Source organism: Sporosarcina ureae DSM 2281 (genome assembly GCF_000425545.1).
Lineage (GTDB): Bacteria > Bacillota > Bacilli > Bacillales_A > Planococcaceae > Sporosarcina > Sporosarcina ureae.
Genome location: NZ_AUDQ01000001.1, coordinates 466,415 through 479,549, shown reverse-complemented (window position 1 = coordinate 479,549; position 13,135 = coordinate 466,415). Strand labels below are relative to the sequence as shown.

Annotated in this window: 12 protein-coding genes and 1 pseudogene; 8 read left to right on the top strand and 5 right to left on the bottom strand. The window is 39.5% G+C overall.

All coding sequences use genetic code 11. The features are described from left to right. Nucleotides 1-142: 142 nt before the first annotated feature. The 5 genes from H605_RS0102265 to H605_RS0102245 all read left to right on the top strand — a co-directional run bounded on the left by H605_RS0102265 (nt 143) and on the right by H605_RS0102245 (nt 4,961). Entirely contained in the window at nt 143-907 is a 765-nt protein-coding gene (locus tag H605_RS0102265; RefSeq protein ID WP_029052700.1) for a dimethylarginine dimethylaminohydrolase family protein, read from the top strand. Nucleotides 908-964: 57 nt separating this feature from the next. Then, nucleotides 965-2,002: a TRAP transporter substrate-binding protein gene (locus H605_RS0102260; protein WP_029052699.1), complete on the top strand. Its 1,038-nt coding sequence runs from the start codon at nt 965-967 to the stop codon at nt 2,000-2,002. Nucleotides 2,003-2,074: 72 nt separating this feature from the next. Beyond that, nucleotides 2,075-2,566, top strand: coding sequence for a TRAP transporter small permease (locus H605_RS0102255; protein ID WP_029052698.1), 492 nt, complete (start codon nt 2,075-2,077; stop codon nt 2,564-2,566). Between the two features lie 5 nt (nt 2,567-2,571). After that, entirely contained in the window at nt 2,572-3,849 is a 1,278-nt protein-coding gene (locus tag H605_RS0102250; RefSeq protein WP_029052697.1) for a TRAP transporter large permease, read from the top strand. 143 nt (nt 3,850-3,992) lie between these two features. After that, entirely contained in the window at nt 3,993-4,961 is a 969-nt protein-coding gene (locus tag H605_RS0102245; RefSeq protein WP_029052696.1) for a C-terminal binding protein, read from the top strand. A 166-nt stretch (nt 4,962-5,127) separates the two neighbouring features. Here the strand turns inward: H605_RS0102245 and H605_RS0102240 are convergent, their stop codons facing one another. Then, on the bottom strand, nt 5,128-6,813 hold the full coding sequence (locus H605_RS0102240) for a M20/M25/M40 family metallo-hydrolase (protein WP_029052695.1): 1,686 nt from the start codon (nt 6,811-6,813) through the stop codon (nt 5,128-5,130). 234 nt (nt 6,814-7,047) lie between these two features. Between H605_RS0102240 and H605_RS0102235 the strand changes: the two genes are divergently transcribed. Beyond that, a complete protein-coding gene (locus H605_RS0102235) occupies nt 7,048-7,782 on the top strand; it encodes an IclR family transcriptional regulator (RefSeq protein ID WP_029052694.1) in 735 nt (244 codons plus the stop codon). Between the two features lie 286 nt (nt 7,783-8,068). Here the strand turns inward: H605_RS0102235 and H605_RS0102230 are convergent, their stop codons facing one another. The 3 genes and pseudogenes from H605_RS0102230 to H605_RS19350 all read right to left on the bottom strand — a co-directional run bounded on the left by H605_RS0102230 (nt 8,069) and on the right by H605_RS19350 (nt 10,442). Then, nucleotides 8,069-8,926 carry an MBL fold metallo-hydrolase gene (locus H605_RS0102230; RefSeq protein ID WP_029052693.1) on the bottom strand — a complete coding sequence of 286 codons (858 nt, stop codon included), beginning with the start codon at nt 8,924-8,926 and terminating at the stop codon, nt 8,069-8,071. Between the two features lie 290 nt (nt 8,927-9,216). Continuing rightward, complete coding sequence (locus tag H605_RS0102225) at nt 9,217-9,783, bottom strand: DUF2179 domain-containing protein (RefSeq protein ID WP_029052692.1); 567 nt, start codon at nt 9,781-9,783, stop codon at nt 9,217-9,219. A gap of 149 nt (nt 9,784-9,932) precedes the next feature. Next, nucleotides 9,933-10,442: pseudogene (locus H605_RS19350) on the bottom strand (BCCT family transporter). Between the two features lie 222 nt (nt 10,443-10,664). Here H605_RS19350 and H605_RS0102210 point away from each other — a divergent pair. Beyond that, nucleotides 10,665-11,291: a LysE family transporter gene (locus H605_RS0102210; protein ID WP_029052690.1), complete on the top strand. Its 627-nt coding sequence runs from the start codon at nt 10,665-10,667 to the stop codon at nt 11,289-11,291. A 139-nt stretch (nt 11,292-11,430) separates the two neighbouring features. After that, nucleotides 11,431-12,663, top strand: a complete 1,233-nt coding sequence (locus tag H605_RS0102205) for an MFS transporter (RefSeq protein WP_029052689.1) — start codon at nt 11,431-11,433, stop codon at nt 12,661-12,663. Between the two features lie 67 nt (nt 12,664-12,730). Here H605_RS0102205 and H605_RS0102200 read toward each other — a convergent pair whose 3' ends face one another. Further along, nucleotides 12,731-12,997 carry a YqhV family protein gene (locus H605_RS0102200; protein ID WP_051210437.1) on the bottom strand — a complete coding sequence of 89 codons (267 nt, stop codon included), beginning with the start codon at nt 12,995-12,997 and terminating at the stop codon, nt 12,731-12,733. Between the last annotated feature and the right edge of the window lie 138 nt (nt 12,998-13,135).

The window sequence follows — 13,135 nt, the reverse complement described above, 5'->3', positions numbered from 1 at the left end:
TCTGTTTCATTATAATGAAAATATATCCCGTTTACAACAAAAACTTTCCGTACAGTGGAAAACAATTTTGTTAATGAACTTGTTTATAATTGAAACCGTTTACATTATATCTTTTTATAAAAAAAATTAGGGGGAACAGAACATGTTATTTAAACAGACAATTGTCAAGAAACCTGGAAAAAGTTATTTGAATGGATTGACGACTTCGGACTTAGGGGAACCAAACTTTGAAGAGCTTCTTCAACAACATGAAGAGTATGTGAAAGCACTTAAAAGTTGTGGAGTTGCAGTTCACGAACTAGATCCGAGTGAAGAGTTTCCGGATTCTTGCTTTGTGGAAGATGCGGCGGTAGTCGTACCGGAGTTTGCGGTGATCACGAATCCTGGAGCAGATTCTCGTAACAAAGAAATTATTGAGATAGAACAAGTGTTAAAGAATTATTACGATGAATTCCGCTATATACAGGGACCGGGCACATTGGATGGCGGAGACGTTATGCAAATTGATAAAAACTTCTATATCGGTATTTCCGATCGGACCAATCAAGAGGGGGCGGATCAGCTCAAGAAAATTCTTGAAGATGCAGGATATCATGTAACGATTACGACACTAGAAGAGTTTTTCCATTTGAAAACGGGGATTACATTCCTTGGAGATCAAACAGTAGTGGCAGCGGGGGAATTCATCAATCATCCGGCATTTGCTGAATATAAAAAAATAGTTGTGCCGGCTGAAGAAGAATATACAGCAAATACTATTCGTGTGAATGACAAAGTTATTGTTCCTAGCGGTTTTCCTGAAACAAAACAAAAAATAGAAGAAGCAGGCTTTAATGTAGTTGAAGTAGAGATGACAGAGTTTCAGAAACATGATGGTGGTCTGAGTTGCTTGTCACTGCGCTTTTAACTAAGTACACATTCGCATCTTTGTTCCATACTTACGAAAAAAATAGGGGGTAATTGTATGAAGAACAAATGGTTATTGATAGCAATGTCAGCAGTATTCGCGGTTTTCCTGTCTGCTTGTTCCGATGATAACGTCAAACCTGTTTCAGGCGAAGAAGTGAAGGGTGGAGACGCTACGTATACATTGAAGTTTCCACATATTGTACCAACTGATCATCCAGCCCATAAAGCAGCTCTTGTTTTTAAAGATGAAGTAGAAAAGAACTCTGACGGCAAGGTAAAAGTAGAAGTGTTTGCGAATGGTGAGTTGTATGGCTCAGATCGTGAAATTATTGAAGCTATACAGCTTGGAAATGCGGATATAAGTATGGTTGGATCACCATCAATAGGAAACTTCGATGAACGTTTCTATGTACTAGATCTTCCTTTCTTATTCGCCAGTAAAGAAGCGCCTAGAGAGGCTTTAGCGGGTGATTTAGGAAAAGAACTTTCCGATGGTTTAGGAGATATCAATCTAAAAGCTCTTGGTTACGGCTACGATGGATTTAGACATGTCTTAAATAATAAAAAGCCTATCACAACGCCAGAAGATATGAAGGGCTCAAAAATTCGAGTACAAGAGTCTGAAATTCAACAGGATATTTTCAATACTCTTGGCGCAAATGCATCTCCGTTAGCATTTGGCGAGCTATACAGCGCATTGCAACAGAAGACGTATGATGGTATGGATAGCACGTTATCACTTATCGATTCAAGTAAGTTTTACGAAGTGCAAAAATACTTAACATTAACAAGCCATCAGTATTCAGGTTTAGCCATTTTGTTCAATAACAAGTTATTTGATGAGATGCCTGCTGATATTCAAGATATTATTACTGAAGCTGGTAAAAAAACAGAAGCAGACTACTATCAATTTGTTGATGAAGATGAAGAATCCATGTCTACTAAATTCAAAGATGAGAATTTAATTGAAGTTACTGAACTGACAGCGGATGAAAGAGAGAAATTTATCGAAGCGGTTCAACCGGTTTATAAAAAGTATGAGGAGATCATCGGGAAAGATTTAATAGATTTAGCTAAAAGCTATAGCGAATAATAAAAAATAGGAGGCGGCCCGCCTCCTATTTTTTCATAAATCCTAAAGTTTCCTTTAAGGAGGGGATCCGCTGTGAAATGGAAAGAGCTCATAGATATTAAAATGGAAGAATGGTTACTTATCATTTCAACGCTCTTTATTGTAGCGCTGGTATTTCTTCAAGTTCTGTCTCGTTATGTTTTCAATATATCGGTCGGTTGGAGCGCTGAACTGGCACGTTATTTGCTTATCTGGATTACGTGGATCAGTATGAGTTATACAATTCGTAAAAATGATCATATTAAAATCACCTTACTGGTCGATAGACTTCCAATGAATGTACAAAAAGTAGTACAAGTCATTGTAGTTTTATTGTGGTCTGTATTTGCATTTGTGATGGCTATAGTCGGAACACAGGTTGTGCAAACTCTTAAATTAATGGGACAAAAAACTTCCACGCTTGGATTACCTATGTGGGTAGTATACTTAATCATTCCAATCGGTGGAGTGTTAATGCTTATTCGTTTAGTTCAACGACTGTACTTTATTTTCAAGCCTGAGAAAATTGTCGTAAGTGGGGATTGATGCATATGACTATGTTGATCTTATTTGGGAGTCTTTTTGTTTTTATTCTATTAAGTGTACCTATTGGTGTGGCAATTGGTCTATCTTCGATGCTAGTTATTTTTTTCTTGGACTCAGTCAGTCTGCCCATGCTCATTCAGAAACTTTTTACTTCTCTTGATTCCTTTCCGCTCATGGCTATACCTTTCTTTATGCTAGGTGGTCTGTTGATGGGGAAGGGTGGTATTTCGGAGAGGATATTGAATCTGGCCAAACAGCTTGTCGGTTGGATGGTTGGGGGTCTAGCAATGGTCACGGTTGTGGCATGCGCATTTTTTGCTGCGTTGTCAGGATCCGGACCTGCTACTGTCGGGGCAATTGGGTCATTCATGATTCCTTCTATGAAAGAAAAAAATTACAGCCCTGCTTTTGCTTCAGCGATTACAGCGGCAGCTGGTTGTATTGGCGTTATTATTCCTCCAAGTATTCCGTTAATCCTTTATGGTGTCATCAGTGGAACATCCATTGGTGAGTTATTTAAAGCAGGTATTTTGCCAGGACTATTAATAGCAGTGATTTTGATGTTCGTCTCTTACAGGACAATTAAGAAACAAGGCGATGAGATTGTCAAAGAAGATATTGATATTAGTTTCTCTGCATTAATGAGATCCATTTGGGATGCAAAATGGGCACTGCTTGCTCCTATTATTATTTTAGGTGGAATCTACGGGTCAATTTTTACTCCTACCGAAGCATCCGTCGTGGCAATCATTTATTCATATATCATTGGCGCATTTGTTCATAAGGAATTAAAGTGGAAAGAAATCAAGGAGAGCTTGCTTGAAACGATCAACCTAACAGGCGCTACCATGTATATGATTGGGACTTCTATCGCTTTTGCCTATCTACTATCAGTTGAACGAATTCCCGCGATTATAGCCGAATCCATCGCTTCATTTTCGTCTAATCCAATCGTCATCCTTCTTTTAATTAACTTGTTTTTACTTGTAGTAGGTGCATTTGTTGATACAATTCCTGCCCTCGCCATGTTAACACCCATTCTATTGCCGATTGTACAGCAAGCGGGCGTAGATCCGGTTCATTTCGGAATCATTATGGTAGTTAACCTCGCAATCGGTTTTATCACTCCTCCTTTTGGTGTGAATTTGTTCATAGCTTCCAATGTCGGAAAAACTCCATTGGAAGACATTATCAAGAAAATGATTCCGATTATCATGTACGTGATAGTGGGGCTTATGATTATCACTTACTTCCCAGCTCTTTCCCTCGTATTTGCAAAGTAAATGGATAGCAGAGTATTTATGAGCTTTCTTTGAAGGAAGACGAACATCATGAATTTTAAATATCAGCGGATTCTTTAAAAGAGATACGGGTCCTGCTACTGAAAATATTCAATCAAGACGTAGTTTGAAGGAGACGATTGTAATTGTTTAAAGTTGTGCGTACCTTTACATTTCCAGGTGCATTGGAGATAGAAAAAGAGATTTTCGGTAATCAGTTGGAGATAGTTGTGATCCCCTCTGCAACGGAAGATGAACTCATTGAAAACTGCCGTGATGCAGATGCTGTCATTTGTGCTTATGAACCATTTACTAAACGAGTAATGGATGCGCTTCCTACATTAAAATTGATTGCTTTTGGAACGATTGGTTTTAATTATGCAGATATTGACTATGCCAGAAAGAAAAATATCGCTGTGACGCATGTCTCACAATACTGTGTCAAAGAGGTTGCCGATTATACGGCAGGTATGCTGATCATGTTGAATCGCATGATCCTACCTTTCAATAAAAGTGTGAAAGAAGATCTTGTTTGGGATTATAACTTGTTTCCGGCTATGCGTAGACTGGAGAATCAAACTGTAGGACTACTAGGGTTTGGGAATATTTCTAGGCTCGTTACACAACGTTTAAAACCATTCAATTGTAACGTAATAGCTTATGATCCGTTTGTGAGTCCTGAAAAAGCGGCGGAATATGGTGTGGAACTTCTTTCTTTTGACGATGTTCTTCAGCAGTCTGATTTAATCAGTCTTCATTTACCAGCCAATCAGCAGACGAAGGAGATTATCAATCGTTCTAGTATTGCCAAGATGAAAGACGGGGTCATCCTAGTGAATGCAGCAAGGGGTCAAGTGATCAATGAGGATGCTATTGTACAGGCGATTGATTCGGGGAAGATGGCATATTATGCAGCGGATGTTTTACAGGAAGAAGACCCGAATCTGCACACACATCCATTTGTCCAAAGGGAAAATATTATACTGACTCCACATATCGCCTATTACTCGCAGGAGTCATTACGAGAGGCGACGGTGGAATGCGCAATGAATGTAAAACACTTTGCAGAAGGCGACTACAGCAAATGTCAAATTGTCAATGGCGTGAAGTTATGAAGTTCATTGTGTAGGTACTGCATGTCTAGATGCGATCCAGTACAAAAGAAGAGTCTTCATCCTCGATAAATTAGGGGATGCAGGCTCTTTTTGCATTGAATCATGACGTAAAGCGGCCTACTGTCCATTTAAGGATTTGTAGGCCGCTGTTAGTTGAATTACTTGCTCAACCGATTTTCGGAATATGCATACTCGTTTGTTGCTCAAGCATTCTGACTGTAGTTTTTCTAATCAAATCAGGCAATAAACCAAATGAATAAGGCTTGTATACACGTTCAGTCCACTTATGTCCGTCTTTACCGTATACACCCATATTAATAGATGGGATATTTAGCTTTTTAATGGTGTCAAAAGGTATTTCATACACATTGCCCCATTCTGGGAGGTTTTGTGTGAGTGGATCCAGTTCATCCTTTTTTTCATGCAGCGATAAGAAGCTACCATCTGCAAGATAGGGGAAGAACTTTTTTAATTCAAAGCTTTCACCAGTCGTGTCACCGACCTCTTTTAGTACACTGGAAATGACAGACTGAATATGTGTATCGTAATCATCTTCCGCTCTCAAATAGTTATGCGGAAGAAATGGCGGAGCGAAGAATAAAATTACCCGTGCCTTTTTTTCAGGATCTGCTGCTTGAAGTGCGCTGACAATTTCAAAGCAGAGGTCGCGTAAGTCACCCAGTTGCTTTTCCGCAAGAATACCATCAATGATTGCACGAACATCAATGTCTCGGCTTGTTAAGTAAGCGACATAATCCTCATACGTGGTAACATCAATTTTCCATGATAAATCACGAGTCGGTAGGCCCGTTACTTGAGTATATTCTTCGAATTGCGCTTTCAGATACGTTTCTGCTTCCAGACAAGCTTCCTTCGCTTCTCGCATAAATTTCTCCAAAATAGTACCAACGGAATCTTCATATACGAAGCAATTAAAGTACAAATGGCTCGAAATAGCCGTTTGAACAGTATACAGTTCTTTCATATCACGCTGCTTCAATACAGTCGGTGGCAAGACCATCTCACCAGGAATATTTTCGGCAAGCTTGTAGCGATTATGAATGCGTTCAGTAAGTTTAGCTGAAATAAAGTTTGGATCAATGCCAGAAAGAGTATCCCCAACGTGTACTTCACGGCCATAGATATGGAAGCAAGGTAGAATTTTTCCGGCAGCGCCTGTATATATATAGCGATTCGTATCATTGTCATATAATGGCGTGATGAAATCCGTATTGATCGCCGTGATGAAATGAATCCCGAGTTCAAGTTGTATGCGGTTAAGTTCGTTTAGAGCCCCGACCATTCCACGATGTTCGCTTTCTTCGTCTCCGTTACAAAGCAAAAGCACATTACCTTCCAGTTCGTCAAGATGTTCTGAAAAGTAAAGAATATTTGAGATATGAACAGCAGCACCACTTTTCATATCCACTGAACCGCGGCCAAACATCCAGTCACCCGAGCGTGCTTCGGCTTGTAGTTCTGGGTCACTGTCATAGTTGCGGAAGAAAGTTTCCAACTCATTTGGTGAAAATGCGTGTTCTTTTAAAGGCCCGAAGTCCTCAACCGCCACTGTGTCAATGTGAGAATGATATAACACAGTCTGAGGAGAATGATGGGCACCTTCAACAAACGCAAAGACATTTTGACGTCCGATCGGATCATGTGGGATTTTCTGCAACCACAGATTTTCCGGATGTTCCTGGAAGTATGGGAATGTGGATAGAATTCTATAAATCTCTTGGACAATACGTACTTCTCCAAGAGTGCCGTTAATGCTATTTAATCCAACAAGGTATTGGGTAATCCATTCAATTTGTTCTTGTGTCTTCATATTCTTTAGCTGTTCATACATAATGTATTCCTCCCTTTTCCATTTCAATTAAGTGGGTGTAAGAATTTATTATAGATAAGTCATTTTACTCCGCATAGTGGAATTAATTCCACAATTCGGAATAATACTTTTATTTTAGCTCTTTAGAGGGGTTCATGTCAACATCATTTACACATTTTAGACGACTATGAACTTACTGCGGACGAAATGGGAGATATTTGATACACTATTTAAAAGACAGGAGGAGAAATGGCTATGATTCAATCGATTGATCGAGCAATGGCAATTATAAATGTGCTGTCAGACGCACAAAAGACTAAATGGTTGCCAGCAGAGTTGGCCGAGTCCACCAGTTTACCAATCAGTACAGTCTATCGGCTTTTACAATCGTTGGAGTCGCATGCCCTCGTTTCTCTTGACTCAGAGACGAAACAATATGAACTAGGCTATAAATGGGTAGAAATCGGATTGCAAAAATATGAGAAGCTAGATGTCCGTACCGTTGCACGGCCGATCTTGGAGAAACTGGCCTCCGATGTGCGAGAGACAGTGTATTTGAATGTTCCGAACGAATTTGATTCCATTATTATTGACCGCATCGATAGCCCGCGCAGTATTCGAATTATAGACGGTATCGGAGAGCGGATACCGATGCATCTTGGAGCGGCCAATAAGGTGATGCTTGCCAATCTACCTCAAAACGAGTCAGAAAAGATCCTTTGTCAGCTGGTCGGAACGATGGAAGAGCAGGAGGAACTGAAGAAACAATTAAGAAAGATTAAAAGAAAAGGGTTTTCAATCAGTCAAGGAGAGAAAACAGCAGGTACTGTTGCGGTCGCTGCTCCTATATTTGACTTCGAAGGACGCGTGCTCGCAGCAGTAAGCGTAGAGGCGATTGAGAGCCAGGTGACAGTTGAGCAAGAAGATTTGTTTATCGAAAAAGTGGTCGAGGTCGCCGAAAAGATCTCTGGGGAGATGGGAAAGCATTGAAACGGGTACCATGAAACGGGTACCAGGTCCCCGCACAACTTCCACACAATTCGGGTTATTGAATATGAGAATGATAACACCCACTATAAAGAAAAAGCGTCTACTCCGAAACTTCGGAGTAGACGCTTTTTGATGATTAACGTATATACATACAGTGCTTGTTTGGAAAACTCCATACATCTTTACCTATTTGATAAAAGGATACATCATGCTATTCATGCAGCTTAAACGTGATAAATAGTTGCATTCACTGGCTCAAGCTGACTGCAATAGAAGTAGTGATTAATCAATCTGTATCTTTATCAACAAACTTACCATAATCCGGAATCGCGATATGTTCAAATTCATTGACTAATTTCTTTAGACTGTTGGCAAGTAGCTCTCTTTCCATAGGTAATCCATGGCCTGTTATGGCGACAGTTGGTTGTAAGGCTTCAAGTTTAATCACGGATTCTAAAGCGGCGTCCCAATCGGTTGTTAAATAGCGTGGCGGACCACTTATTTCTTGTTCTTGCGTGAATACCTTATAGAGATACTCCTGCTTGACAGTCACAAATGCATCTCCCGCAATTAAAGCCCCGTCCTTCTCCCTAAAGAACGATACATGACCTGGCGAATGACCGGGAGTGTGAATCCATTTAAACTCGGGCAGAAAAGGAACACTGCCGTCAGACGGTAAGCTTTTGATATGACTTCCCAATTGAACAGGATCCGTTGGGAATATAGACGACATCTTGGCAATCATTCCTCCTTCTACACTTGTATCCGGGTCTGGATAACTGGATACTCCAGTTAAAAACGGCAGCTCTAGTTCATGGGCATACACCGGCACATCCCAATGCTTCACTAGCTCAATGACTGCTCCTACATGATCAAAATGTCCATGCGTCAATATAATGGCTTTTGGACGACTATCCACACCGAAACGCTCTTCTACAACCGCTAGTATTTTCTCCGCTGAGTAAGGCATGCCGGTATCAATTAACACGAAGTCCTTTGAATTTGGATGGCCTACTAAAACAATATTGACAATTTGTATAGTATGGCAATATAGGTCCGGCAATACTTCTATTCCTTTTCCACTACCAATAGACGTTGCCATTATATACTTATAATCTTCTCCATTAGACAGTTGTGAATCCATGAAGACACCTCTTTCCTCGTTTATACGACACTTTACCTAATTTCAGTATTCACAAAACGTTAACTATTATTCCATTCATTTAGGGTGGGTACCAGGTCCCCACACAATTCTCACACAATTCGGGTAGTTACTATGGAAAAGCTAAGAGAGTCTTCTGATCGCGAAAACGATTGGGAGGCTTTTTTGTTTATGTACCAGGTACCAAGACAATTATAGCTATACAGTATTAGTGGGGTAGGAAGTAGAATGGGGTAGTCGGGAGAACGTTATGTGACTACCACCATAGCTAATTATTCTGGAGAAGTGGAAGAGACTTCGAGACCTTTTTTAGGTATTGTTTTTCTTCTTCTTTTCATGGCTTTTAGCAAATAACCGCCTTTAAACTTTCTAGGTTCATACGTAATAATAAATGCATTTGGCTGATATTCACCGATCATTTCATATAATCCTTCTTCTTGATTTCGCTTCGTCAGGATTTCAAGTTTGTACCTGATGCTGTCTCGTCCGGTACCTTCGAATACAGTTACGCCATAACCTTCTTCCCGAAGTTTGTCGATGAGAGGCTGGTTCAATGTAGGAATATTTACTTGAATGCATGTGTAGCCAATTGCAAGCTTTTCTTCTATCATAGTTCCGATATAGATGCCGATACTGAACCCAAGCGCATAAACGAGCATGCTCCAGAAACTTTGTTCTCCGTCAAATACTAACGACAAACCAAAGATATAGATCAATGATTCCACCGCACCAAGGAGTGTAGCTTGCGTTCTAAGCTGTTTAACTATGAAAATCGTGCGCAAAGTAAAGCAGGGAACGTACAACAACTGCAAAATCAAAATCATGAGGATATTATTCATTACACATCTCCCTTCAGGTATGTAGAGGAGCTATTATTATTATTATTGTATTCTACTCGTCTTCCATATAATCAAAACAGTCTGCGGAGAAGGATCACGATTTTCTCTGCAGACTGTTTTGGTAGTACTAAAAGTAGTGTTGTTATTTGTCAGAAGTGATATTTTGCGTGATAGGAATTTGCTGTGGCTCCATTGAAACGCCTAATGTTGTTCCTTCTTTTTGTTCCACCGAAATCGGAGAACGAGAGCCTCCCTAGTAGTGACGGGGCAAGCAAAACTCCGGCAATAAAGCCACGAATCGTCCGACCGCGAGAAATACGTACGACAAATATGCCGACCGCAGGAGCTCAAGAAACCCACCAAGCTAAATAGAACACCGTGTATTCACCAAGCCATTTGTTATCTTTAAATGGTTGGATTCCTAAACTCATAGAAACAAAGTTGCTCATATATGCGCCAAGTGAGCTGACGAACACTTGGATAATCTGAAGCGCTGATCCAAGGAAGAAGACGAAGAGTAACAGGAATGCAGCCAATGTAATATTAAGATTGTACACGAACTTAATTCCTTTTTCAATCCCAGAGACGGCAGCGGTGATATAGTCAACGACATAACGCCGATGATGATAAATTGAGTCGTCATGGTATTGGATTGTCAAATACGAATAGTAAAGAATCAAAAAGGCGTATTTTGAGTTGGCTAACAAGAAGTATATGATTCATTTATCACCGGTTAAAAAAGATTCAAGTCCCCACACAAAATACTACTTCTATGACAGATTCTACAAATTAAAATATTTCTTCAGAATACCCTCTTCCAAGTCCTATCAGTCATTAATTGTGAATAAAATGGCAGGACAACATACTATAGGGGGGATTTTGTGAATTCAATTTTTCTATATATATTCTTGGGAGCATCCTTAGCCGCGCCAATTGGTCCTGTTAAAACTGTTCTGCTAAATACGGGAATTAAAAGAGGTTTTTTTCATGCTTGGGCTTTTAGTTTTGGTTCCGTGACCACGGATATTATGTATATGTTCCTTGTGTACTTTGGAGTCGGACAATTTATTGATTCACCGTTAATTAAAATCATTCTTTGGTCGTTTGGGTGTTTTGTGCTGATGTATACAGGTATAGAAAACTTACTGACGTTGAACAAAGTTGAAATGAGTGTAAGGTTGGGCAAACGAGTCAGACTGAGAACATCTATGATGACCGGCTTTTTGATGTCATTGTTGAATCCGCTCACTATTATTTTTTGGCTCGGTATATACGGTTCTATACTTGCCAAAACAGCTAGTGGAACAACGGGATATCAAATCATTATCAACAGTCTTGCGATATTATTGGGTATCATGATCGTGGACTTGATCATGGCCTTTTTATCCAGTGGAGCACGCAAGTTTTTATCCTCAAGACTTTTGCTAATCGTTTCCATTATATCTTCTATATCTATGATCGGTTTTGGGATTTACTTCGGTATTCAGGCTTATCAAGCGTTATTTTAACAAATCTTTATTAGGCTGTGTTTACTTGATTTTTTACATAATCTCATGATTGTGCCAATAAAAAATATTAAAGTATAAAAAAATCCCGTTAGGAAACCATACCTCTAATTAGTAGAACTAAATAAGATGAGGTGTGGTAATGGATAAAAGTGCGGACAAGGTTAGTGTATGGTGCATTGTTAGTCTGGCTTCAATTCCTCTTATTATGACGCTGGGGAATTCAATGCTCATACCCGTGCTTCCTTTATTGGAAGATAAAGTGGGAATTACATCGTTTCAATCGAGTATGATCATTACCAGTTACTCGGTGGCGGCTATTTTTCTTATCCCAGTAGCCGGATATTTATCAGACCGTTTCGGACGGAAAATGGTGATATTGCCAAGTTTAGTCTTTGCATTGATCGGGGGTCTGATTGCGGGATTTGCTTCGTGGAAGATGGATGACCCGTATACGATGATTATTATTGGTCGGGTATTACAAGGAATAGGAGCAGCCGGTGCCATGCCAATCGTGCTACCGCTTGTGGGTGACTTATATAAAGATGATGGCGAAAAAAGCAGTAAGTGTTTAGGGATTATTGAAACGTCAAACACGTTTGGAAAAGTATTAGCACCTATCTTAGGCTCAGCATTTGCTGCTATATTATGGTTCCTGCCATTCTTCTCTATTTCTGCACTCAGTGTCATTTCTTTTGTACTGATCTTCTTCTTTGTTAAAGTCCCGAAAGAAAAAGATGAACCCGTAAAGTTTAAGGTGTTTATCAAGAATACTAAAAAGATATTTGCGTCAGAAGGTAAATGGTTGTATACCGTATTTTTAAATGGAGTTCTGGTCATGCTGGTTCTATTCAGTATGTTGTTTTTTTTATCGGAAAACCTGGAGAAAACACATGATATTGAGGGGATTAAGAAAGGATTCGTTTTGGCCATTCCGTTATTATTCCTTTGTATTGCTTCCTTTTTATCGGGCCGAAAAATTAAAGGGGAACTGAAAACGATAAAAAGGGTCATGGTCATTTGCTTAATCGCCATGTCTGCCAGTGTCATTTTTGTTGGATTTACAAGCAAGAACTTGATCCTCTTGTTGATTGTGACGAGTATAGTCGGAATAGCCATTGGCGCATTATTGCCTGCATTGGATGCGATTATTACAGAAAATATTGAAAAAGAGCTACGAGGCACGGTGTCTTCTTTTTACAGTTCAGCCAGATTTATCGGTGTAGCCGCAGGCCCTCCGTTGATGTCAATTGCCATGAAAGATTTTCTAAACGGCAGTTATATCATTGCCACTGTACTAGGAGTCATTTTGACTTTTATGGTGTTTAAGTTCATTAATGTCGAAGAAATTGAAGAATCCAATCAAAGAAACTGAAAAAGAACCCGACAGTAAAAAACTGTCAGGTTCTTTTGTATTTATAGATATGTATGGAATGAAGTATTTATTTAGATTTTAAACTAAAGAGGATGAGAAAAATTCCTGTGAATAGGCAAATCATTCTTACTAAAGATACTTTTTCAGTGAGGCCGTGTAATGCGATTCCTGTCGTTACAATTAATATAAATGGACCTACTAATGCAAGTAAAGAGTTAATATAAAACGCCTTTTCCAAGTCATTGAATTTAAACATGAGTGCAGCAGCTGTTATTTCTATACTACCTGAAATAACTCGTAATAGAATAATGAAAAGCAGCGCCCTTTCTATCATAAAGACCACTTCCTTTGATTGTATTTATGCTCACTATATGCAGCACGTCCATCAGTTATTTAACTCTCCTTATATATACTCGTTGCGTGTGAAATTCTATGTTTGACTAGAATGATTGAAGGTGTATCTCCACCGTGA

Bases quoted from the DNA above. Each gene is read 5' to 3' on its own strand.
- H605_RS0102225 (WP_029052692.1), bottom strand. From the start codon at position 9,783: ATGAATAATATCCTCATGATTTTGATTTTGCAGTTGTTGTACGTTCCC.
- H605_RS0102235 (WP_029052694.1), top strand. From the start codon at position 7,048: ATGATTCAATCGATTGATCGAGCAATGGCAATTATAAATGTGCTGTCA.
- H605_RS0102205 (WP_029052689.1), top strand. From the start codon at position 11,431: ATGGATAAAAGTGCGGACAAGGTTAGTGTATGGTGCATTGTTAGTCTG.
- H605_RS0102200 (WP_051210437.1), bottom strand. From the start codon at position 12,997: ATGATAGAAAGGGCGCTGCTTTTCATTATTCTATTACGAGTTATTTCA.
- H605_RS0102265 (WP_029052700.1), top strand. From the start codon at position 143: ATGTTATTTAAACAGACAATTGTCAAGAAACCTGGAAAAAGTTATTTG.
- H605_RS0102240 (WP_029052695.1), bottom strand. From the start codon at position 6,813: ATGTATGAACAGCTAAAGAATATGAAGACACAAGAACAAATTGAATGG.
- H605_RS0102260 (WP_029052699.1), top strand. From the start codon at position 965: ATGAAGAACAAATGGTTATTGATAGCAATGTCAGCAGTATTCGCGGTT.
- H605_RS0102230 (WP_029052693.1), bottom strand. From the start codon at position 8,926: ATGGATTCACAACTGTCTAATGGAGAAGATTATAAGTATATAATGGCA.
- H605_RS0102250 (WP_029052697.1), top strand. From the start codon at position 2,572: ATGACTATGTTGATCTTATTTGGGAGTCTTTTTGTTTTTATTCTATTA.